The 22,593-nt window shown below is 36.3% G+C and carries 19 protein-coding genes; 9 read left to right on the top strand and 10 right to left on the bottom strand.

Features of this window, described 5'->3' with window-relative positions; genetic code table 11:
* Positions 1–15 precede the first annotated feature (15 nt).
* A complete protein-coding gene (locus IV494_RS12615; RefSeq protein ID WP_196080485.1) occupies positions 16–393 on the top strand; it encodes a group III truncated hemoglobin in 378 nt (125 codons plus the stop codon).
* A 44-nt stretch (positions 394–437) separates the two neighbouring features.
* Here IV494_RS12615 and IV494_RS12610 read toward each other — a convergent pair whose 3' ends face one another.
* The 4 genes from IV494_RS12610 to IV494_RS12595 form a co-directional block, all read right to left on the bottom strand.
* A complete protein-coding gene (locus tag IV494_RS12610) occupies positions 438–1,148 on the bottom strand; it encodes a DNA alkylation repair protein (RefSeq protein ID WP_196080484.1) in 711 nt (236 codons plus the stop codon).
* 1 nt (position 1,149) lies between these two features.
* Positions 1,150–2,064: a glutaminase gene (locus IV494_RS12605; protein ID WP_196080513.1), complete on the bottom strand. Its 915-nt coding sequence runs from the start codon at positions 2,062–2,064 to the stop codon at positions 1,150–1,152.
* 97 nt (positions 2,065–2,161) lie between these two features.
* Positions 2,162–3,394 carry a GTPase HflX gene (hflX, locus tag IV494_RS12600; RefSeq protein ID WP_196080483.1) on the bottom strand — a complete coding sequence of 411 codons (1,233 nt, stop codon included), beginning with the start codon at positions 3,392–3,394 and terminating at the stop codon, positions 2,162–2,164.
* A gap of 101 nt (positions 3,395–3,495) precedes the next feature.
* Positions 3,496–3,927: an META domain-containing protein gene (locus IV494_RS12595; protein ID WP_230380136.1), complete on the bottom strand. Its 432-nt coding sequence runs from the start codon at positions 3,925–3,927 to the stop codon at positions 3,496–3,498.
* A gap of 84 nt (positions 3,928–4,011) precedes the next feature.
* On the opposite strand from IV494_RS12595, the gene IV494_RS12590 reads away from it, so the two are divergent.
* On the top strand, positions 4,012–4,539 hold the full coding sequence (locus IV494_RS12590) for a GNAT family N-acetyltransferase (RefSeq protein ID WP_196080482.1): 528 nt from the start codon (positions 4,012–4,014) through the stop codon (positions 4,537–4,539).
* Between the two features lie 51 nt (positions 4,540–4,590).
* Here the strand turns inward: IV494_RS12590 and hemE are convergent, their stop codons facing one another.
* From hemE to hemA, 4 genes are read right to left on the bottom strand one after another with little or no spacing between them, the layout of a single operon-like run.
* Positions 4,591–5,619: a uroporphyrinogen decarboxylase gene (hemE, locus tag IV494_RS12585; protein ID WP_196080481.1), complete on the bottom strand. Its 1,029-nt coding sequence runs from the start codon at positions 5,617–5,619 to the stop codon at positions 4,591–4,593.
* A gap of 25 nt (positions 5,620–5,644) precedes the next feature.
* On the bottom strand, positions 5,645–6,319 hold the full coding sequence (locus tag IV494_RS12580; protein ID WP_196080480.1) for a uroporphyrinogen-III synthase: 675 nt from the start codon (positions 6,317–6,319) through the stop codon (positions 5,645–5,647).
* A gap of 33 nt (positions 6,320–6,352) precedes the next feature.
* Positions 6,353–7,264, bottom strand: a complete 912-nt coding sequence (gene hemC / locus IV494_RS12575; protein WP_196080479.1) for a hydroxymethylbilane synthase — start codon at positions 7,262–7,264, stop codon at positions 6,353–6,355.
* A complete protein-coding gene (gene hemA / locus IV494_RS12570; RefSeq protein WP_039350315.1) occupies positions 7,251–8,525 on the bottom strand; it encodes a glutamyl-tRNA reductase in 1,275 nt (424 codons plus the stop codon). The genes hemC and hemA overlap by 14 nt, the downstream gene beginning before the upstream one ends.
* A 248-nt stretch (positions 8,526–8,773) precedes the next feature.
* Between hemA and IV494_RS12565 the strand changes: the two genes are divergently transcribed.
* Genes IV494_RS12565 through rodA form a run of 5 tightly spaced genes read left to right on the top strand, consistent with a single transcriptional unit; the run spans position 8,774 to position 14,422 of the window.
* Positions 8,774–9,799, top strand: coding sequence for a rod shape-determining protein (locus tag IV494_RS12565; RefSeq protein ID WP_039350310.1), 1,026 nt, complete (start codon positions 8,774–8,776; stop codon positions 9,797–9,799).
* Between the two features lie 27 nt (positions 9,800–9,826).
* Complete coding sequence (gene mreC, locus IV494_RS12560; protein WP_196080478.1) at positions 9,827–10,678, top strand: rod shape-determining protein MreC; 852 nt, start codon at positions 9,827–9,829, stop codon at positions 10,676–10,678.
* A complete protein-coding gene (locus IV494_RS12555; protein ID WP_039350307.1) occupies positions 10,675–11,181 on the top strand; it encodes a hypothetical protein in 507 nt (168 codons plus the stop codon). Before mreC ends, IV494_RS12555 begins: the two co-directional genes overlap by 4 nt.
* A complete protein-coding gene (locus IV494_RS12550) occupies positions 11,178–13,196 on the top strand; it encodes a penicillin-binding transpeptidase domain-containing protein (RefSeq protein WP_196080477.1) in 2,019 nt (672 codons plus the stop codon). Before IV494_RS12555 ends, IV494_RS12550 begins: the two co-directional genes overlap by 4 nt.
* Positions 13,193–14,422 carry a rod shape-determining protein RodA gene (rodA, locus tag IV494_RS12545; protein ID WP_039350303.1) on the top strand — a complete coding sequence of 410 codons (1,230 nt, stop codon included), beginning with the start codon at positions 13,193–13,195 and terminating at the stop codon, positions 14,420–14,422. The genes IV494_RS12550 and rodA overlap by 4 nt, the downstream gene beginning before the upstream one ends.
* Before the next feature lie 378 nt (positions 14,423–14,800).
* Here rodA and IV494_RS12540 read toward each other — a convergent pair whose 3' ends face one another.
* Positions 14,801–15,490 carry a C40 family peptidase gene (locus tag IV494_RS12540; RefSeq protein WP_196080476.1) on the bottom strand — a complete coding sequence of 230 codons (690 nt, stop codon included), beginning with the start codon at positions 15,488–15,490 and terminating at the stop codon, positions 14,801–14,803.
* 311 nt (positions 15,491–15,801) lie between these two features.
* A complete protein-coding gene (locus IV494_RS12535; RefSeq protein WP_196080475.1) occupies positions 15,802–18,000 on the bottom strand; it encodes a glutamine synthetase III family protein in 2,199 nt (732 codons plus the stop codon).
* A gap of 216 nt (positions 18,001–18,216) precedes the next feature.
* Between IV494_RS12535 and IV494_RS12530 the strand changes: the two genes are divergently transcribed.
* Positions 18,217–20,652, top strand: a complete 2,436-nt coding sequence (locus IV494_RS12530; protein ID WP_196080474.1) for a toxin-antitoxin system YwqK family antitoxin — start codon at positions 18,217–18,219, stop codon at positions 20,650–20,652.
* A gap of 141 nt (positions 20,653–20,793) precedes the next feature.
* The gene (locus IV494_RS12525; protein ID WP_196080473.1) at positions 20,794–22,473 is read left to right on the top strand and encodes a DUF6909 family protein; all 1,680 of its coding nucleotides are present in this window, start codon (positions 20,794–20,796) and stop codon (positions 22,471–22,473) included.
* Positions 22,474–22,593 lie beyond the last annotated feature (120 nt).

Raw genomic sequence — 22,593 nt, 5'->3', positions numbered from 1 at the left:
TCTTAATTTTGGCGTATGAAAAAATTGGAAACGCGAGAGGATATTGAAACTTTGGTCAATAAATTTTATGATAAAGTGCAGACCGATGAAACGATAGGATTTTTCTTCAATGATGTCGCAAAAGTAGATTGGGATCATCACCTGCCGAAAATGTATTCTTTTTGGGAAACTCTTTTGTTTGGGCAAATTTCTTATAAAGGAAATCCAATGGCAGTTCATTTCCCCATCAATTCGCAAGTGCCGATGGAAAAATTTCATTTTGCACACTGGGTACAATTATGGACGCAAACGATTGAAGAAAATTTCACAGGCGAAATGGCGGAAACAGCGATCTACAAAGCAACGAACATCGCCAATTTGATGGGTCATAAAATGGAGGTATCGAGAAGATAATTAGGTTTAGATGATAATCAGCTGTCTTAATGCAATTTATTTCTTTAAATTCTGCCTTTTAGAAAATCCTGTCTTACGTCTTCATCAAGTTTTTCGATGGCATAACGCAAGGTTGTACGTGGCATTTTTTGGTAATGAAGATTTAGAAAGTCAAGAAGTTCTTTCTGATCTTTTTTACCCATTTCGCGCAAAAGCCAACCGTTTGCTTTGTGCATTAAATCGTGTTCGTGATGAAGATTTTTTAAAGTCAATTCTTTCAGCAAACTAAAAGAACCTTTTTTGACATGAAACATTGTTGCAACAACGGCGATTCTTTTGCTCCACAAATTTTCTTCCTCGGAAAGATTTACTAAAATAGTATTATCTTGATTTTCATAACAATATCTTCCTAAAATCTTGTAACACGAGTTGTCGACGAGATCCCAGTTGTTGACATGATTTCTATTTTTTAGATAAAATTCTACAATCTCTTTTCTCTCCTTTGAATTTATTGACTTTTCAAATATGGAAACCAGAATCAATAAAGCACAATGACGATGTTCGTGAATCGGCGAGGATAAAAGTTTCTCTAATTCTGCTAAAGAAATCTTATCTCCAAATTCTTTGGCGATCTTCCTTTGATTAGGAACAGTAACGCCGATGAATTGGTCACCTTCTGCATATTCGCCTTTTCCGGCTTTGAAAAATTTAGGAAGAAACTTTTTCTTTTCTGAACTTGAAAGCTCTTGAAGCGCAGATTTAATTTCGTCAATCATTTTAAAAAATACTTTCACCAGTTTGTGTTGTAAATTCTTCCAGAAATTTCATTCCGCGGTAGGAATTTCCTTTTTCATTAAGTTTTGGACTCCAGACGGTGATGCAGTAATGTTGCGGATAAATGGCTACGATTCCGCCACCAACGCCACTTTTTCCAGGTAAACCGACAAGGAAAGAGAATTCGCCTGATTCATCATAAAATCCGCAGGTCAATAAAATCGCATTGATTCTTTTGGCTTTACTTAACGATAAAATTTGCTCATCAGTTGAAGGTGTTTTTCCTTCATTTGCTAAATATAAAAAACTCCTGCTCAACTGTTTACACGTCATTTCGATGGAACAAAGATGACAATACAATTCAATGACCGCATCGGGTTGACTTTTAATATTACCAAAAGATTTCATGTAATTACACATCGCAGCATTTCTGAAACTGTTCTGCATCTCACTCGCCGCAACTTTTTCATTGAAAAAGATCTGATGATCGTCGGTTAAATCCCGAATAAACTGGAGCAATTCCTGTTTCGGATCAGTACAAATTTCTAATAAAATATCGCAAATAACCAAAGCTCCTGCGTTGATAAAGGGATTTCTGGGAATTCCATGATCGGCTTCCAATTGTACCAAAGAATTAAACGCATTGCCGGAAGGTTCTACATCAACTCTACTCCACAATTTTTCGCCCAATTTCTCGTAGACATAGGAAAGTGCGAAAACTTTAGAAATACTTTGTATTGAAAATTTTTCTTCAAAATCTCCAATTCCAAAACTGTTGTGTTCTAAATCGGTGAAGTTGATGCCAAATTTATTTTCATCGATACAGGCGAGTTCAGGAATATAGTCCGGAACTTTCCCAAAATTTTCTTTGCCAATAATATCGGCGTACACCTCTGAAATAATTTTTTGATAATCTATTTTCATTCGATAAAAATGGGTGTGTTTACAAATCAGCTTTAAAAAAAATGCTTAAAATTAATCAAGCATTTTTTTAAGTGCGCTATCGCATTGAATTTTAATCTTCTGATTCAATTTCTGCCGCTTCATCATCATGATATTCGAATAAGAAATCATTGTAAGGAAAACGTGCAGTATGAATTTTCAAAACTTCATCGTAAATCATTTTCTTCATCTCCGGGAAATTTTCCTTTGTTAAAGCGGAAATGAAAACGGTAGGATATTTTGAATTCGACATCCAGGTTTTTTTCCATTCGTCCAGAGAAATATTTTTACGCGTTTCCGGAGTTAAATCGTCTTCGTCTTTGTGTTCATAGGCAAAAGCATCAATTTTATTGAAAATAATGATCATCGGTTTTTGATGCGCATTGATTTCCATTAAAGTCTGGTTAACGGAATTGATCTGATCTTCGAAACTTTCATGCGCAATATCAACAACATGAATCAGCAGATCTGCTTCCCTAACTTCATCTAAGGTTGATTTAAAACTTTCAACCAATTGGGTTGGTAGTTTTCGAATAAATCCAACAGTATCCGTTAAAAGGAAAGGTAAATTTCCGATCACGACTTTTCGAACCGTTGTATCTAAAGTGGCAAATAATTTATTTTCTGCGAAAACATCAGACTTCGAAATTGCGTTCATTAATGTTGATTTCCCAACATTCGTATATCCAACCAAAGCGACACGAACCATTTTTCCACGGTTTTGTCTCTGCGTTGCCATTTGCCTGTCGATGGTTTTCAATTTATCTTTCAGCAAAGCAATTCGGTCGCGAATAATCCTTCTATCGGTTTCAATTTCAGTTTCTCCCGGTCCACGCATTCCGATCCCTCCTTTTTGCTTGTCAAGGTGAGACCACATTTTGCTCAATCTCGGTAACAAATACTGATACTGAGCCAGTTCTACCTGCGTTCTTGCATAAGAAGTCTGCGCTCTTTGGGCAAAAATATCGAGAATTAGATTGGTTCTGTCCAGGATTTTTACCTCCTCCATTTCTTTTCCAAGATTCTTCAGTTGTGAAGGAGAAAGTTCGTCATCGAAAATTACGGTCCCAATTCCGTTTGATTTTACATAATCTCTTATTTCCTGGGCTTTCCCACTTCCGATAAAAGTTTTCGGATCGGGTTGCGTGAGTTTTTGAATAAATCTTTTGTCTACTGTTGCACCGGCTGTTAAAACCAGAAACTCAAGCTCATCCATATATTCGATGAGTTTCGTTTCGTCTTGATTTTGAGTAACTAAGCCGACTAAAACAGCTTTTTCGTATTGATGATCTTTTTTTTCTAACATAAATTTCCTCGCGGCATTTGTACAAAGATAATAATTTGATTTTCACCATTAAAAAATCTCAGATAAATTTATCTGAGACTTCTTATATTTTTAAAAAATTCCTAGTCCCAATCTGAAGCTACAAATTTCATTGATTTTCCAGTGTTATCGGAAAGCGTTAAATAATGTCCTTCAATTTTATAATGTGTCATTGTTGGCAAAGCTTTACCAAAAGCAGCTTCCAGATCCATGGCTTTATCGCAAAACATCATCGTGCTTCCCATTTGAGAAAATTTCACCATTCCATTTCCACTAAAAGTTGCTGTTCCAAACATATTGTTGCAACCCATATTGGCGGAAAATTTTCCGGCATCTTTGATACTGGTGAAATTAACGTTGGCTTTATTGGCAACCATCATGTCTTTGCTGAAATCCTGAAATTCAACCAACATCCATTCTTTTTTTACATTGTCAGAATTGGTCATTTGAGAAGTACAGTTTGCTAGAAAAAGCATTGCGAATACGGCTAGAAAGCCTGTCAAAATATGTTTCATTTTTAAATTTCCCTTTACTATCCTATTTCCGTGCCATGATTTATTTATATTTGAGCAGAAAAAATTTTTTAAATAATCTTATGCATGAAGGAAATCAAAAATATGGAAACCGAAAGACTGCTTCTGAAACCGATCTCAAAATCTGATGCGTCTTTTATTTTGGAACTTTATAATTCTGAAACATTTATCAAATTTATTGGAGACAAAAAGATTCGATCCCTTGAAGATGCTGAAAAATATATTACAGAAAAATTTCTGCCTCAATTAGAAAGATTAGGTTACGGAAATTATTTGATCGTAAGGAAATCAGATGAGAAGAAGATCGGAGCAGTCGGCATTTTCGAGCGCGAAGGTTTGGATGTTCAGGATATCGGCTTCTCCTTTCTAGATGAATTTCAGGGGAAAGGTTATGGTTTCGAATCCGCTTCCAAACTTTTGGAAATAGCTTTTACAGATTTTAATTTAAATGGAATTTCAGCAATTACTTCAAAAGAAAACATTGCCTCTCAAAATCTGATCAAAAAATTAGGTTTAAAATATTTAAAAACAATTCAACTTCCCAATGAGGATGTAGAATTGCTGTATTATGAACTCTTAAAAACAAACGCATAAAAAAAGAACGCTTCCGAGACAACGTTCTTTACTATTTTTAAAACTAAAATTTTAGTTCGGCTTCCAGTCAACTACTGCTCTAATAAATGCTTCAGCATTTTCCAGCGGAATATTTGGTAAAATTCCGTGTCCAAGATTGGCGATATAGCGGTCTTTCCCAAAACGGTTGATCATTTCTGTTACCATTTTTGTGATAGTTTCCGGTGAAGAGTTTAATCTGTTCGGATCAAAATTCCCCTGTAAAGTCATCGTATGATTCGTCAGTTTTCTTGCTAATTCCGGTGTGATCGTCCAGTCAACACCAAGAGCAGAAACTTTAGACATAGTCATTTCTTCCAAAGCGAACCAACATCCTTTTCCAAAAACGACAACGTGCGTTAAGGGACTTAATGCTTCTACAATTTGGTTGATATACTGATAAGAAAAAATCTGGTAATCTTCCGGCGACAAACAACCGCCCCAAGAATCGAACACCTGTACCGCAGAAACGCCTTTTTCTACTTTTCTTTTCAAATAAGCGATGGTCGTATCTGTGATTTTCTGCAATAATAAGTGAGCCGCTTCCGGATTTCTGAAACAGAAACTTTTCGCAACGTCCCAAGCTTTCGAACCTTTTCCTTCTACGCAATAACATAAAATAGTCCAGGGTGAACCGGCAAAACCGATCAAAGGAATATCATTATCCAATTTATGCAAAGTCATTTCGATGGCATCAAAAACATATCCTAAAGTTTCATCAACATTGGGAACTTCAATATTTTGAACATCTTCTAAAGTACGGATCGGTTTTTCTAACCAGGGTCCAATTCCTTCCCGCATCTCGAAATCCATTCCCATTGCTTGGGGAACAACCAAGATATCGGAGAATAAGATCGCAGCATCTAAAGGGAATCTGCGAATTGGCATCATGGTAATATCCGACGCCAATTCCGGGGTACGACATCTGGTGAAGAAATCATATTCATCACGCATCGCACGGAATTCTGGTAAAAACCTTCCCGCTTGTCTCATCATCCAAACCGGTGGTCTTTCAACGGTTTCTCCTCTTAATGCTTTTAAATATAAATCGTTTTTAATCATATTCTTTGATTTTCCCTGCGCAGATCTATTTGTTCTGGGCAGAAATTAATTTCAGCAAATCGTCAAGATTGCTTTCTTTACTTGTTATAATTGGATTGTTTGTAAATTTTTTGATCTCATTCGCGGTCGTATCACCGATAGAAAATATTCTCATGTGATCGAGAGAATTAAACTGGGCAAAACTACGAACTCCGCTTGGACTAAAAAAACAGACTGCATCGTAATTTCCAGAAACCTTTGGGAAGAGTAATTTGGTCTCGTAAACCACAATTTTCTTGTAAGAGATATTTTGCAGGGGCAAAGCTTTATCCAGAACATCTAAAGCAAGATCTCCGCAAAAATGCAGGAATTTTTCTTTCGTACTGTTGTCGATGATGAATTCTGAAAGTTCTTTAGCATTTTTCGCTACTTTAAAAGTACCAAAACCGTTTTTTCGCAGCGCTATTTTTGTCGTAAAACCAACGGCGTAAATTTTATTGAAATTCTTATCGATGAAATTTTCGTTGGGGAAAAAATTGTTGGTGAAAAAAGCATCTACCGCATTAACACTGGTAAAAATCAACGATCTGTTTTTCAGTTCGAACGGTTGTATTTTTAATGGATTAATGTCAATAACTTTCACAAAATCCCAGGAAAACTGATCTCCTAATTTATTGGAAATCACTACTTCATTCAATTTTTTTGTGAAAAGAATTTTCATTTATTTTTTACTATAAATGCTTAAAGCAAAGTTTTACAATCTATTTTTAATTTCCGTCATCAAAGCTTTACCGCCATTGTTGAGGATTTTCTCCGCGAGTATCTTTCCGAAATTATCCGTGTCATTCCACTGAAATATCTCGTCGGTTTCAATACAGTTTTTTCCATCTAATGAACATATTCTGCCAACAAAACGGACTTCATTTTGGTCCTTGATTTCGGCTAAAGCACCAATTGGAGCGGTACAACCACCTTCTAAAGTATTCAAAAAATTTCTTTCAATTTCGATACAGATCTGGGTGTTTCTGTGATTGATATCGGCAAACATTTCTCGCATTTCAGCATCATCGGTTCTTGCACAAACCGCAACAACACCTTGCGCCGGAGCTGAAATCATGATCGGAAGAAACTCATAATCAATATTCAAACCCATTCTTTCGATCGCTGCCAAAGAAAACATGGTCGCATCGAAATCATTTTCTTCGAGCTTTTTTAATCTCGTTTGAACATTGCCACGAATGTCTGAAAACTGGGTATCAGGAAACTCTCTTAACCAGAACGCACGACGTCTCAAACTGCTCGTCGCAATTTTCAAATCTTTCATTTCTACTGTTGCTGAATCAGTTTTTCGAACCAAAACATCTTCAGGATAATCGCGTTTCAGTACTGCAATAATTGAAATATTTTCGGGCAATTCGGTTGGAATATCTTTTAAGGAGTGAACTGCAATGTCAACTTCTTTATTAAGGAGTGCAATGTCTAAGTCTTTGGTAAAAATTCCTGTAATCCCCAAAGTGTAAAGAGGTTGAGTCAGGTTTTTATCTCCCGAAGAAAGAATCGGCGTGATATCGGTTTTGCAATTTTTATTTTGAAGATTTCGGGCAACTTCTCTTGCCTGCCAAAGTGCAAGCGGAGAATTTCTGGTGCCTATCTTAATGCTTCTCATTGAATTCGTTGTTTGGCTGTTCGACTAAAATTTCGTGCATTAACTTGCTGATCTCCTCGGCTTTCCAAGGATTATCGATGATATATTTTGCAAAACGGTTCGTAATTTTCTGAATCATTTTATCAGAAAGCTTCATATCATCAACCTCCACGTAACTGTGTTTTTTGTGGATGTTGTGCATTTCATTGCGTTCCATATTTTTCAAAACTGCTTTGAAATGGTGAATGTTGGGAGCCATTTTTCGTTTCTTTTCCCACTCCAGAAAATCCTTTGTCATTTCTTTGATGATCTCTTCAGCTTTCGGAATTTCTTTCTGACGCTGAATCATCGTTTCACTGATGTGAAGAGAGAGCTGATCAACATCGACCAAACTTACATTGGTATTTTCGGTAATGTTTTTCTCCACATTATTTGGGATCGATAGATCGATGACCAAAGTTTCTTTTCCGTTCGGGAAATGAGACTTGTTGATAATGGGATGTTGAGCACCAGTTGCGACAATTAAAATATCGGTTTTGCTCAATTCCTCCTGAAAATTATCAAACTCAATGTGTGGAATTTTATATTTTTCGGCTATTTTTTCGGCTTTAGCCAGACTTCGGTTCGCAATTTTTACTCTCGGTTTGTAAACATGTTTTACCAAATTTTCCACCGTATTTTGACCGATCTCGCCAACTCCCAGCAACAAAATATTTTTGTCAGAAATCTGAGTCTGATTTTTTAAGATATAATGGACCGCAGCATAAGATACTGAAGCTGCTCCATTGGAAATCCCGGTTTCATTCTTAATTCTTTTGGAAATTTGAATGGCAGAATTAATGGCTCTTTCTAAAAAAGGATTGGAGTTTTGCTTTTCTTTTTTGAAACGGTAATAGGCATTTTTGATCTGACCGATGATTTCGAAATCACCGATGATCTGACTTTCTAATCCTGCTGCTACACGGAAAAGATGATTTAATGCTTCTTCTCTTTTCAGAACGTTGACGTATTTCATGAAATCGGTGAGACTTACGCCGATGATCTTGCAATACAGTTCTGCGATAAGCAGATAATTTTGGGTAGTCGTGTAAATTTCTGTTCTGTTGCAGGTAGAAACTACGAATGCATCACCTAAACTTTGCCCGTGGATCTCATTGACAAAGTTTTTAATATTTTCATCAAAAAAAGAAAATTTCCCACGGGTTTCCGCATCAGCTTTTTCGAAACTGATACTGAGAACGGCAAAATTAGCAGTTTTGTGAATGTTAAAATCCTGATTCATAAACACCCGCAAATTTAAGATTTTAAATTCAATATAAGATTACAATACAATATGAAGATTATCACGAAAGTCTATCGAAAATTCTCTTTCCATTCTATTTTCTGCTGATTATGAAATATTTCCAACATAAAAAAGTTATTAGATGAGGTAATAGAACTTTAATAAAACTTTAACCTAAATTAGTTGAAATGCAGTTTTTAGAACGGTTCTAAATTTATATCTTTGTACACTTAAAAAAATCACGAAAAATGGGCTTATTTGATATGTTCACGCAAGATATTGCGATTGATCTAGGAACAGCGAACACACTTATTATACATAACAATAAAATTGTAATTGATCAACCTTCTATTGTAGCGATTGAGCGTTCTACCGGAAAACCCATTGCGGTTGGGGAAAAAGCCAAACACATGCAGGGAAAAACCCACGAAGACATCAAAACGATCCGACCTTTGAAAGATGGCGTAATTGCTGATTTTCACGCTTCTGAACACATGATCAAGGAGTTCATCAAACAAATTCCGGGCATTAAAGGAAAACTTTTTCAGCCTTCATTAAAAATTGTGATCTGTATTCCTTCCGGAATTACAGAAGTTGAAAAAAGAGCGGTAAGAGATTCTGCACAAAAAGTAAACGCAAAAGAAGTACGTCTTATTTATGAACCAATGGCTGCAGCAATCGGTGTAGGAATTGATGTTCAGAAACCTGAAGGTAATATGATCATCGACATAGGCGGTGGTACGACTGAAATTGCAGTTGTTGCTTTGGGTGGAATTGTTTGTGATAAGTCTGTGAAAATTGCAGGTGATGTTTTCACCAATGATATTGCTTACTATTTAAGAACACACCATAATTTATACATCGGGGAAAGAACTGCTGAGAGAGTAAAGATCGAAGTAGGTTCCGCCGTTGAAGAACTTGATGTAGATATCGAAGATGTTCCGGTTCAAGGACGTGATTTGATTACCGGTAAACCAAAAGAAATAATGGTGAACTACAAAGAAATCGCGCGTGCTTTAGACAAATCCATCATCAGAATCGAAGATGCGGTAATGGAAACACTTTCTCTTACGCCGCCAGAATTGGCAGCAGATATCTATAAAACAGGAATTTACCTTGCAGGAGGTGGTGCTTTATTAAGAGGACTTGCTGATCGACTTCACAAGAAAACTGGATTGCCTGTTTTTGTAGCTGAAGATCCATTGAGAGCAGTAGTTCGTGGTACAGGTATCGCTTTGAAAAATATGGATAAATTCAATTTCCTTATTAAATAAATTTTTAACTTTTTACGACATTAACCGATGGGATTTTTGCTGAGATTATTTTCGAAGAACGGCCTATTCGTCTTCTTTATATTTCTGCAACTCATAGCCTTGGTTTTGGTTTTCAGCAGAAATTCAATGCAACAGTCGTGGGTTGCGGGACAAACTGCGGCTTTTAATTCCTGGGTTTCAGGATATATTGACGAAGGCGCTTCTTACCTGAAACTGAAACAGATCAACGAACAGTTGGTTGCTCAGAACAAAACTTTGATGGAGCAGGTTTATGGCAATAACTCTACCGGAAAACCACAATTCAGAAAAGTTCACGATACCATTGGAGGTGGCCAGATCTACACTTTTGTCGACGGCGAAATTGTTTTCAACAGCATCAACCGAAAAGACAATTACTTCACCATCAACCGTGGAAAAAGAGATGGCGTTCTGCCCAAGATGGGCGTTATGGCACCAAACGGAATCGCCGGAATTGTGATCAACACCACAGATTCTTATTCTTTGGTACAATCGGTTTTAAGTTTAAATAAAATTAAAATTAATGCTGCGCTGAAGAAATCTGGTTATTTTGGAACTTTAACCTGGAGAGGTGAAGATTCGCGAACCATGCATTTGTCTGATGTTCCAAAATATGTTCCCCTACAAATTGGAGATACGATCATAACCGATGGTAAGTCTGCGATTTTCCCACAAGGAATTATGATCGGTAAAGTTGCAGGTTATGAGGTCGACAGCAAAACCGGTTTCTGGGATATTTCTGTAGAACTGAGCGAAAAGATGGGAAATCTGAGTAAGGTCTATGTGGTAAAAAATCTAAAAAAAGCAGAAGTTAAAAAAATTGCAGATACTTTGCAGGCGACGATAAACAAAGAAAAATGATAAGCAGAACACTATTTACAGATCTTCTGATGATTGTTTTGCTCATTGCATTACAAATTTTTGTGCTGAACCGCATTATGCTTTTCGGGAAATATACACCGGTTTTGTATCCTGTTTTTGTGATGTTCTATCCGTTCTTTAGAAATAAATTTCAATTTTTAGCTTTAAGTTTTATTTTGGGATTAGGAATTGACGCTTTTATGTACACATGGGGAATCAATACCTTCGCAACGGTTATGATCGCTTATTTCAGAACATTGATCTTCCGAACTTCTACCGATACATCTACCGATTTCTTTTCTTTTCAAACTTTACAGTGGTCGCAATACTTCTTTTTTATATTCTCCAGTATATTTCTGCACCAGTTTCTCGTGCAATCTATTGAGTTTTTTAAATTAAGCAGGTTATTCGAAATATTCATTAACATTTTAGCAACGAGTGCGATCTCATTTGTATTTATCGTTCTCTACGCTTTAGCATTTAAAATCAAACAGAAGGTTTGAAGTCACAATATTTAAAAATCACCGCCATCTTAGGAATACTTGCTTTAATATTCATAGCAAGACTTTCGTATTTACAGCTTTTCACAGACCGATATGCTTTAAATGCAGCAAATACTTCGATCAAAACGGAATACATCATTCCGCAACGAGGGGTTATCTTCGACCGCAACGGAAAAATTATGGTGGGAAATCAGCCTTCTTATGAAATTTCTTTTACGCAAGCATTGATGAAACCTGATTTTGATACTTTAGATTTTTGTAATCTGATGAAAATTGATAAGCCCAATTTTATCAAAATCATCAACTCCATTAAAAACGAAAGATATTACTCGAAATTGACGCCGATGACTTTTATGAAAAATTTAAGTCGGGAAGAAATTGCAAGAATTCAGGAGATCATTTTTAAATATCCAGCTTTTAATATCGTTTCCAGACCTCAGCGACAATATGAAGTTTCTACTTCCGGAAATCTTTTGGGTTATACGAATGAAGTTAATGAGCGCGAACTAAAAAAAGATTCGGCGTATTATTTACCCGGAGATTTTATCGGCAAAACCGGTATTGAAAAATCTTACGAAAATGATCTGCGCGGAATAAAAGGAGTGCAGTATATTCAGAAAGACATCCGCTTAAGAAGCATTGGTTCCTATAAAAATGGTACTTTAGATAAAGACGTTGTTACGGGGAAAGACATTACTTTAACCATCGATTACGATCTGCAGAAAATGGCAGAAGAAATGATGGTCAACAAACAGGGCGCCATTGTCGCTCTTGATCCGAAGACGGGAGAAATTCTAGTAATGGCAACCGGTCCTGATATTGATCCAAATCTTTTCATAGGTCCGGAAAAAACTAAAAATCTTTACCGTTTGCAAATGGACACGGTTTATAACAGCCGACCTACTTTTGACCGGTCTGTTCAGGCGGCTTATCCACCAGGTTCTACCTTTAAACTGCTTACTGCAGCGGCAGGAATGCAAATGGGTGTGATGGATGAAAATACAATTTTTCCCTGCGGTGGTGGATTTAATTATCGGGGATTGCGCGTGAAAGGTCACGGTGGTGCAGTTCCATTAATTCCCTCTATCCAGGTTTCCAGCAACTGCTATTTTACCTACGCTTTTATTGCGATCATGAATAAATATCCGGGAGATCCTACGAAAGGAGTTGACGAATGGAAAAAAATCATGAGCAGTTTTGGGGTTGGAGAATTTTTAAATAATGATCTGGCTGTAGGTTCAAAAGGAAGAATTCCGAGTGGTGAATTTTACGAAAAAAGAAGTGGTGGCAAAAAAGACTGGAGTTCAGCATATACCATGAACGGTTCTATCTTTAATGGAATGGGACAAGGAGATGTGTTACTTACCCCAATGCAAATGGCAAATGCAACAGCTGCGATCGTAAATAAAGGGTGGTATTATACGCCTCACATTGTAAAATCAATCGATGGAAAACCAAATCCAGATCCAAGGTTCAAAGTAAAACATAAAACACTGGTAGATCCTAAATATTTCGGACCGATCATTAAAGGAATGGAACAGGTTGTTTTAGCGGGAACAGCAAGAAGTTTGAAATCAAATGATTTTACCATGCTTGCAAAAACGGGAACAGCACAAGTGCCACAAGGAAAAGATAACTCGATTTTTGTCTTGGCAGCTCCCGCAGAAAATCCTAAAATTGTAATTGCAGCCGTAATGGAACATGCCGGTTTCGGAGCAACTTGGGCTGGACCTGCAGCAACTGCCATCGCAGAAAAATATTTAACAGGCGATCTGAAGCGCGAACAATTGTACAAAAAATTAGTGAACGCCAGTTTTATGCCTGAATATAAAAGACAATGGGTTGTTGAATTGAAAAGAAAAGGTTTGTACAAAGAACCTAACAAAGATTCTGCACTAGTTCAAAATCTTAAAGACAGTTTAAAGGTTGTTAAAAATGAAGCCATAAGAACTAAACTTATTTACAAAATGGACTCGTTGCGTTCTAAATCAAAAATTAATACACCGACCAAATGAAGTGGACAGAAGGTTTAGATAAGCTCAGCATTTTTCTCTATCTCGCCATATCCCTTTTTGCCGTGGCAAATATTTATAGTGTTGATGAAACTTTAGGAAAAAAACAACTGATTTTTTTCTGTATATCTCTTGTGGTGGGACTCATGATCTTTATGATGAGAACCAAATTTTTCGAAAATTTCTCCAGTATCATCTATGTTGGAGGCGTTCTTTTGTTGATCGGATTATTTCCTTTTGGGACCGAAATTTTAGGACAAAGAAACTGGTATAAATTTGGCGGAATTACGATGCAGCCTGTAGAATTTGCAAAAATTGGGGTTTCATTGATGCTTGCCAATTATGTTTCCGGACCAGATTTTAATCTGAAAGTAAAAAAATCTTTATGGACTTCATTAGCCATTATCGGAATTCCGGCAGTAGTGGTTTTAGCAATCCCCGATGTAGGTTCGTTGCTAGTATTTACGGCTTATTTTATCGCACTTTTTCGGGAAGGTTTAAGTGGGTGGTTTTTCGGAGTAGGTGGAATTTTAGCGGCTGTATTTTTGACAGCCTTGGCAATCGATCCTGTTTACATCATAATAGGCATCGCAGTTATTTACGGGATCATTATTTTATTTAATTACTACAAAATTCACTGGGATATATATTCAGTTGTCTATTTTATAGGTTCATTTGTACTCCTTTGCGGATTGGCTTACGGTTCCCCAAAAATTCTGGAAAAGATGCCTAAACATCAACGGGAAAGAATTGAAGTTCTTTACAAAGGTGAAAAAGCATTTCGCGACACTTCGGGATATAATTTATTATACTCGAAAACGGCTATAGGATCAGGTGGTTTTTTTGGAAAAGGATACAAGGAAGGTTCTGTAACACAAGGGAAATTTGTTCCGGAACAGGAAACAGATTACATTTTCTGCACTGTTGGAGAAGAATGGGGCTTTTTCGGAGCTTCTGTACTTGTTATTTTTTACACCCTTTTTATCGGGCGAATTTATTATTTATCTGAAAAGCAGAAATCCACTTTCAATCGTGTCTTCGGTTATTGTTTTGCCTCAATCCTTTTAATGCACTTTGCCATCAATCTCGGAATGGTCATGGGACTTTTCCCTACGGTTGGAATCCCGCTGCCTTTTTTTAGTTATGGTGGATCTTCTTTTTTAGCATTTTCAATCATGACTTTTATTTTCTTCAAACTTAATTATACCGATCGAAATAGTTTGGTTTAATCTGAAAGTCAGCTTAAAATTTCTACTTTACTTTTAATCGTATTCAGACTTAAGTTTTAAAAATTTAAGTGATAGTTTCTGTAGTAAATTTCAGTTTATAATAAAATATCTAAATAAATTATACTTCAAACTGCATCACTTTTAATTTCCTTCATCTGGAAGGATTATAAACTTCTTGGAATACGTTCAAGGTCTCTTGAGAAAGAAAAATAAAGTACGCTTGCTTAAATTATGTAGTGTGTACTTTCATTACCTATTAATTTATTATTAAACTGTCCTTTAAACAGAACGCGATTTCTAGTAAGGTTTAGTTAATCACAGAGCACAAAAAAGCTACCGTTTCTGGTAGCTTTAAATCAATTATCTAGAATATAACTTTTAATTGTTATTTGCGAAATTACTGTTGAAAATGTTTTGAGACATTACTCTTTTAGCAAATCTGAATTTCGGTCCCCAATACGAATCATCGAGTGACGATATCATTACTCCTTTCGAAGTTGCTGAGTGAATAAATGTGACCTGACCATCTGCTGTTACGTTTTCTACGATCCCTACGTGAGATATTTTACCTCTACCGTGTGAAAAGAAAACTAAGTCTCCTTTTTGAAGGTCTTCCTTATTAATTTTCTCTCCTTCCTGAGCTTGAGATGCTGCTACTCTTGGCAAACTCATCCCGGTTACTGCACCGAAAACTGAAAGTACAAATGCAGAACAATCGATTCCGCTTCTTGTCATTCCGCCGTAACGGTAAGGAGTTCCTAAATAAGATTCTGCTTCTTTTAAAATATCGTCTAATTTCTGAGTAAATCTTACTGTTCTGGAAATTTCTTCATTTTTTAAAGATGCTTCTAAAGTCTTTGCTGCTGCGAACTTCTCATCTTTGAAACTGTTTAACAATTGCGCTTTTGCAGTTTCTAATCTTTTATTATCAAGTGATGCAAGTTTGGCATCTGATTTGTATTCATTAACATAAGTCTGTGGTGCTGATACCACGTAGTTGGTTACACAAGATTGCAAAGATATCGTAGCAATCACTCCAACTAAATAAAACAGAACTCTTCTCTTCATATATATATTTATTTTCTGTGTTAAAAAAGTAATATTTGTTTTTAAATGCAAAGCAAAAGTAGGTATTCAAGTTTTAGAATGGGTGAAAACACCTTTTTCATAAACTGTATTTAACACAATTTAACATTTTCAAGTACAATGTTAATGGAAAAATAACCGCAATCCCTTTATTTAAGTGATTGCGGTTTTATTTTTTTTGTGATTTGTTAACATTTATTTAGTGCATCTATAACATGCATATGAATTCTCTATGAGGCAAAAACGAAAATCCCGCTGTTATACGGGATTTTGTAGTATGATACAGTTTTCAGTTATCTTGTAAACAAGAGTTCTCGGTATTTCGTCATTGGCCAAAGCTCATCATCAACCATCATTTCCAATGCATCTGAAGAGTCTCTGATCTTCTCAAACAAAGGTTTCACATCATTACAGAAGATCTCTGCCATCTCCTGAGAATTTCCAGCAGCTTTACCGGTAATTATTGCACCCAGTAAACGATCAACCTCAACTTTAATGATAGAAACATGTTCAGAAATCTCAGTGATCATATTCATTTGCTCACAGGCTAATTTCTTAAACTCCTTTTCCCCAAAGATTTCTTTCAATCCTTTTACATTTTCGATGAGTCGGTTTTGATAATTCAGGGCACATGGAATAATGTGATTTCGTGCTATGTCTCCTAAAACAGTCGCCTCAATAGAAACAACGGTAGAATATTTTTCTAACTTAATTTCGTTTCTCGCCTCAATTTCCCGGTGGGTGTAAATTCCCAGATCTTCGTAGAGCGCAACGAATTTCTCATCCATCTCTCTTTTTAAAGCTTCCGGCGTCGTTTTCAAATTGCTCAATCCACGTTTCTCAGCTTCCACTGCCCAATCATCTGAGTAACCATCTCCCTCAAACATAATATTTTTGGAGACCTTAATATATTCTCTTAAAATATTGAAGATCGCTTCATCTTTTTTCAAGCCTTTGTCGATCAACGCATCCACTTCAATTTTAAATTCCTGCAACTGTTTCGCAACAATAGAATTCATTACCGTCATTACTTCCGCACAGTTTGCAGACGAGCCAACTGCTCTGATCTCGAATTTATTTCCGGTAAAAGCAAAAGGTGAAGTTCTGTTTCTATCGGTATTGTCTAACAAAATCATCGGTATTTTACCGACCACATTTAATTTAAGTTCTGTTTTTTCTTCTGGCGAAAGTTTTCCGTCGGTCACTTTTTCCAACTCTTCTAAGACACTGAATAATTGGGTTCCGATGAAAACAGAAATAATAGCAGGCGGCGCCTCGTTGGCTCCTAATCGATGATCATTACTTGCGGAAGCAATACTTGCTCTTAGCAAATCTGCGTAATCATGAACTGCTTTGATGGTATTCACGAAAAACGTCAAAAACTGCAGATTCTTTTTTGGATTTTTTCCTGGACTCAATAAATTTTCCCCGGTGTCTGTTGCCATACTCCAGTTATTGTGTTTCCCACTTCCATTTACTCCTGCAAAAGGTTTTTCGTGGAATAGGATATGAAAGTGATGCTTGTGCGCGACTCTCGCCATAATATCCATTAATAAGGAGTTGTGATCAACCGCGACATTTACTTCTTCAAACATTGGCGCCAACTCGAACTGGTTTGGTGCCACTTCATTATGACGTGTCGTTACCGGAATTCCTAACTTCATACACTCGATCTCGAGTTCTTTCATAAAGTTCATTACTCTCGTTGGGATCGATCCAAAATAATGATCATCTAACTGCTGACCTTTTGCCGGAGAATGTCCCAGTAAGGTTTTCCCCGTAATTACTAAATCCGGTCTTGACTGATACAATGCTGAATCAACCAAAAAATATTCCTGTTCCCACCCTAAGGTCGGACTTACTTTCGTAACATTTTTATCAAAATAAGATTTACAGATGTCAGTTGCCGCCATATCGACCGCATTTAAAGCTCTTAATAATGGCGCTTTATAATCTAATGTTTCACCCGTATATGAAATAAAAATTGAAGGAATACAAAGTGTAGTTCCCACAATAAAAGCAGGAGAAGTCGGATCCCATGCGGTATAACCTCTCGCTTCAAATGTGTTTCTGATTCCACCGTTCGGGAAAGAAGAAGCATCTGGTTCCTGTTGAATCAACATTCCACCAGAAAATCTTTCAATTGCACGGTCTGTTTCGAAAGGAGTAAAAAATGAATCATGCTTTTCAGCAGTTGACCCTGTCAAAGGTTGAAACCAGTGCGTATAATGAGTTGCTCCTTTGCTTAATGCCCAGTCTTTCATGGCCACCGCAATTTGATCAGCAACATCGCGCTGTATTTTGGTTCCTCTTTTTATCGCATCCTGTATTGATTTAAAAGCTTCCTGAGTCAAGTAGGACCTCATCGTTTCTTCAGAAAATACATTCTGACAGAAAAGTTCAGATAATTTTGCAGGAACGACCACTGCATTATCTTTTCTGTAATCTTTAAAGGAAAGCATTTCTAATGCTTTAAATCTTAAGTATGCCATTTGGTTTTGATTTTAATAACGCAAAATTACAACAAAAAGTGATTACAAATTATTTTACCCCCTCTTTTTTTTATACAAATCTGAAACTTTATTAACATTTTAACACTAACCCCTAATTTAATGCAGGTGCTTTTTTAAAGTTAACCTCCTATTCATTAAATAGACACTTCGTTTTATTCCGTTTGAATTGTTTATTTTTGAATTAAAGTTATTCGTATGATCCATAAATTTATTTTCCTCCTCACCTTTTTCCTTTGTCAACTTTCATTTGCCCAAAATTCAGAATCCATCTATTATGATAAAGAATGGAAAGTCACGAACAAAACGAACGCTTCATATTATCGGGAAATGCCGATGAAAACTTTGGGTGAACTGAATTTACTCCGTGATTTTTATATGAATGGCACCCCGCAATTTGAAGGCTACGTTTCAAAAAATGATGAGAATGCTTATGTTGGAGATATTACCTGGTATGATGAAAATGGAAATGACACCACTTTTCGGCAGTATGTAAACAAGTCTAAGAATCCCACGCTCACTTACTATCACGCAAATGGTAAAATTCGGAAAACAGTTCAGTACAAAAATGGCCTAAAAGACGGTGAAACCATAATTTACGCGAAAGACGGCACTGTTTTGATGAAAGGAATTTATTTCAAAGGAACCCCAAAAAGTGGAGATTTTGAAATCATCACGGAGGATTACGAAAACAATAATTCCGATGAGCCACAATTACAGAAAACTGTTGGAGTCGAACCACCAATGCCTTACTCGGCTGTCCCTGAAAAAACCAGGAAAGTCTATGAAAAAACTGTTTCGCAAAAAATATTCTGGAGCAATTCAAATAAACTGGCTCAGGAGAAAGTTTATGCTATTATTGCTGGTGATTTAAAATTCATCGGTCAGAAAAATTATGATATTACGGGAAAGTTAGTTCAAACCTTAAATGAAAATAATTTAAAAAAGTACAGCAGCAAGATCAATGATGGAACCGATTACCAATACTTTCTCCAGAATAATTTTGCAACCGGTTTACAATCATCTACCAATTATATAAAAGGGGAGAAATCCGGCAAATCGATTTCCTACAATCCGAAAGGAGGAATATATTCTGAAAGCAATTATCGGGAAGGTATAAAAGAGGGCGAGGAAATAACTTTTGACGAGAATGGAAACCAAAAAAGTAAAAGGACGTACAAAGGAAATGACCCTTTCAACGGAAATTTCGATGAGAAAATAGCGGAATTTGTGATCAACTCCACTTATTTGAATGGACAAAAAGAGGGAGAATCTATTGCTAAAAACGAGCAAAACGAAATCGTGGCGAAAGGAATTTATAAAAATGGAAAACCATACAAAGGAACTTTTATTACTGATCGATCATCTGATCAAAATAATGAATTGATCAATGTCGAAAACTTTAAACAAACCGGATTGCAAAAAGTTTTTAATTACAGACTCGATAATCCTGAAAAAACCTACACCATTCAAAATGAAAAACTCAACGGATTGACTACCTTCTATAATAACGATGGAAAAGTAATTGCGACGCTCGAATATAAAAATGATGAACCTTACAACGGAACGTTAATCGGGAAAAAAGAAACAACCTTTTATAAAAATGGAAAAATAGAGGCTGAAACCATTTATAAAGATGAATATTCAAAAGAAGAGAATAATATTTCAAAGAAAAAATTCTATGAAAATGGAGTTCTCGTAAAAATATTGGATCAGTCTTTTACAATCGAGGAGCAGCCACGAGAAGTTTATGAAGGGATTTATAAAAACGGAAAACCTTACTCAGGTTATTTTGTGACCGATGAAGACAGTGAATTTAAGGAAATTGACTATTTCGAAAATGGAAGTCCGAAATTTCAATACTCCAATAATTATTTGGAGAATATGGATAATTACCGCTACCAACCATATAATATTAAATCAACTTACAAAGACGGAAAAATTTTCGATGGTGTAGAATATGTGCTCAACAATCGGCAATTCACTTCAAGAAACTTAAAAAACGGCATTCTTCAAAGTTTTGACTGGGACTTGTTTGCAGTCAATTATTTCAACAGGATCCATTTCGAATTAAAGGGAAACAGCATTGAAATCAGTGATCTGCAGGAGAAGAAAAAAGCCACCATCAAAATCGAAAACTCAGACAAAGGATTTACGAAAAAATTAATGATCGACGGCAAACTTATCGAAACCAGAAACTATTCTTCCGCCGAAAATGCATCAAACAAGTATTATGAAAGAGTTACGCTCTACTTTCTCAAAAACGGCAAAATAAGTTCTGCTACGATCGACCTGCATGAAAAACCAAATGAAAATTACGGCGAATCGAAATTTGCATACTCCGTTTACAATTCCATTGATGACCATCTAAAAACCGCGACCGAAATTTTCAATCATTTATCAGAGGAGGTAAGCAGCGGTACATTTCTGGATCAATCAGAAGATGAAAGTACGATCACTGCGGTAATTATGGACTCTTCCGGAAAACCAAAAGAAGGAATTTTGATTACAGATCTTAAAAATGATATTTACAATCTGCAGTTATTCGAAAAAGGAAAGATGATAAAAAGTGTTCAAAATATTGCTTTTAAAGACGTAGAAAAAGAAATTAAAAAATTAGGAAAGGGGTATTAAGGTCTTTTTAAATTATAGTTCTCAGATTAAACACATTTTTAAAAACCTAAAATAATGCATATTAACGATTAATAATCTTATAAAAAGGCAGATATTTTTTAAAACTGCTAATATGTATTATCTTTGCCAAAAGATACTCCTATGGTAAATTCACGTGCAAGAGAAACGACTGAAGCAATTGAGCGACTTTATGTTTCTATGCGACACTTATTCTATCGCGGTTTTTTCAAACCATCCGGGATCTCCGGAGAAAGCCTAAGATCATTACTAACAACCATTAATCCTGAAATTTACGGAACGATGGGCGTTCCAAATAAAATAGAACTCGACGGACTTCACTACGTTTTAGACCGACTTCCGGAAGGAATCGAGGAATGTTCATTCATTCACTTAACTTCCGATGAAGGTTTTGAAAAAGGTAGTTTTGAAGTGATTGTTCCGAAGAAAAGACGACGAAACTGTTACAGGATCGACGAACACCAGATGAATATTGAAGTTCTTTTGGGCCGTTCTGAAATTTATGATATTCTGACTCACCTTACCTTCTTATATATAGAAGCCGACAAAATTCGAAATCTTGCGTTTATTTCTGATGAAAATGACAAACCGACACGCGCCTGGAAAATCATCGAAGAAGTAGCAAAAGGAGAGAAAAAATTCAGCAGAAAAGAAAAAGAAGTAGCGTTGATTCACCTTTCTTCACTTTTGGGGAGAACATTTGTTGAAACACTCAATGCTTACAACAGTTTCGGTGATGACAAAAACCCGGATCGACTTTTCAAAATTATTTACCATCTGGGTGACGAAAGTTTCAACGATTATAAAAAAATCAGAGAGCGCGAAGTTCATTTCTCCGCCATTCTGCGCGAAAGAGTTGGTCACCATTTCTTTGGAGAAAAATGGGCAAATAAAGTAAAACAGGTCTTGGCAGAAAATGATCTGCACATGCGGCCATTACACATTATTTCCGCCAATATGCATTCTGTAAAGAATATGCTTTATGCCAATGATGCGGTCTCAAAAAAAACGACAAAGCAGGTAGATTATAAATTATATGAAGAAATTTCTAACAAGAAATCTTTGCAGGAAAAAGTTCTTCATCATTCCCAGAATGCAGGTTTAATTTATATTGATGATCAGAGCGGAAGTAATATCGATGTACAGATCATCGATCTTGCGAAAACTGATCTGAAAAATACGCCATTCGCAGGACTGAAATTTACAGGCGACGACGTTATTCTTGTTTTCGATTATGCTTTCGGTGAGCAGGCTTTTGAAGTCATGGACGAATTATTGCGACCTTACGATTACAACGGCGAGATTTATACCATGAAAGTGAAATCGATTTCCATCATGGGAAAAGCCGGCATTTTGATGGGAGGAAAAGGCGATATTATGATACCGACGTCTCACGTTTTCGAAGGAACTGCCGATAACTACGCTTTTGAAAATGCTTTGCAGTTAGCAGATTTCGAAGACGACGAATTGCAGGCTTTTGAAGGTGGAATGGTGACCGTTTTGGGAACTTCACTTCAAAATAAAGATATTCTTAGATATTTTATGGATACTTCCTGGAAAGCAATCGGTCTGGAAATGGAAGGAGCGCACTATCAAAAAGCAATTCAGGTAGCCTCGAAGATCCGTCATCATATTTCCGAAGATCTTTTTGTAATGTATGCGTATTACGCTTCAGATAATCCTCTGGAAACAGGTTCTACACTATCTTCCGGTGGTTTAGGATTAACCGGTGTTAAACCGACTTATCTGATCACATTTAGAATTCTGGAGAAAATTTTAGCCTCTTCAGCAAGTAAGAAATGATAGTATTTGGGCGCCTTAATCCGCCCTCCGTTCCCGCTATTTTTTGCAGAAGCTTTGGCCGACGCAAAAAATGAGCTCCACTCAGGTCGGGGCGTAGCTGGGATCGAATTATAAAAATAT

This window comes from Kaistella gelatinilytica, assembly GCF_015679325.1.
Classification (GTDB): domain Bacteria; phylum Bacteroidota; class Bacteroidia; order Flavobacteriales; family Weeksellaceae; genus Kaistella; species Kaistella gelatinilytica.
The sequence above is the reverse complement of the archived record's forward strand: the minus strand, read 5'-3'. Positions and strand labels throughout refer to the sequence as shown.

What these genes read in the sequence shown, in the direction of transcription:
- hemC (WP_196080479.1), bottom strand. Translation starts at nt 7,264, where the DNA reads ATGAGAAGCATTAAGATAGGCACCAGAAATTCTCCGCTTGCACTTTGG.
- hemE (WP_196080481.1), bottom strand. Translation starts at nt 5,619, where the DNA reads ATGATTAAAAACGATTTATATTTAAAAGCATTAAGAGGAGAAACCGTT.
- IV494_RS12615 (WP_196080485.1), top strand. Translation starts at nt 16, where the DNA reads ATGAAAAAATTGGAAACGCGAGAGGATATTGAAACTTTGGTCAATAAA.
- IV494_RS12595 (WP_230380136.1), bottom strand. Translation starts at nt 3,927, where the DNA reads ATGAAACATATTTTGACAGGCTTTCTAGCCGTATTCGCAATGCTTTTT.
- IV494_RS12580 (WP_196080480.1), bottom strand. Translation starts at nt 6,319, where the DNA reads ATGAAAATTCTTTTCACAAAAAAATTGAATGAAGTAGTGATTTCCAAT.
- IV494_RS12530 (WP_196080474.1), top strand. Translation starts at nt 18,217, where the DNA reads ATGATCCATAAATTTATTTTCCTCCTCACCTTTTTCCTTTGTCAACTT.
- hflX (WP_196080483.1), bottom strand. Translation starts at nt 3,394, where the DNA reads ATGTTAGAAAAAAAAGATCATCAATACGAAAAAGCTGTTTTAGTCGGC.
- rodA (WP_039350303.1), top strand. Translation starts at nt 13,193, where the DNA reads ATGAAGTGGACAGAAGGTTTAGATAAGCTCAGCATTTTTCTCTATCTC.
- IV494_RS12610 (WP_196080484.1), bottom strand. Translation starts at nt 1,148, where the DNA reads ATGATTGACGAAATTAAATCTGCGCTTCAAGAGCTTTCAAGTTCAGAA.
- IV494_RS12535 (WP_196080475.1), bottom strand. Translation starts at nt 18,000, where the DNA reads ATGGCATACTTAAGATTTAAAGCATTAGAAATGCTTTCCTTTAAAGAT.
- hemA (WP_039350315.1), bottom strand. Translation starts at nt 8,525, where the DNA reads ATGAATCAGGATTTTAACATTCACAAAACTGCTAATTTTGCCGTTCTC.
- mreC (WP_196080478.1), top strand. Translation starts at nt 9,827, where the DNA reads ATGGGATTTTTGCTGAGATTATTTTCGAAGAACGGCCTATTCGTCTTC.
- IV494_RS12565 (WP_039350310.1), top strand. Translation starts at nt 8,774, where the DNA reads ATGGGCTTATTTGATATGTTCACGCAAGATATTGCGATTGATCTAGGA.
- IV494_RS12590 (WP_196080482.1), top strand. Translation starts at nt 4,012, where the DNA reads ATGAAGGAAATCAAAAATATGGAAACCGAAAGACTGCTTCTGAAACCG.
- IV494_RS12525 (WP_196080473.1), top strand. Translation starts at nt 20,794, where the DNA reads ATGGTAAATTCACGTGCAAGAGAAACGACTGAAGCAATTGAGCGACTT.
- IV494_RS12555 (WP_039350307.1), top strand. Translation starts at nt 10,675, where the DNA reads ATGATAAGCAGAACACTATTTACAGATCTTCTGATGATTGTTTTGCTC.
- IV494_RS12540 (WP_196080476.1), bottom strand. Translation starts at nt 15,490, where the DNA reads ATGAAGAGAAGAGTTCTGTTTTATTTAGTTGGAGTGATTGCTACGATA.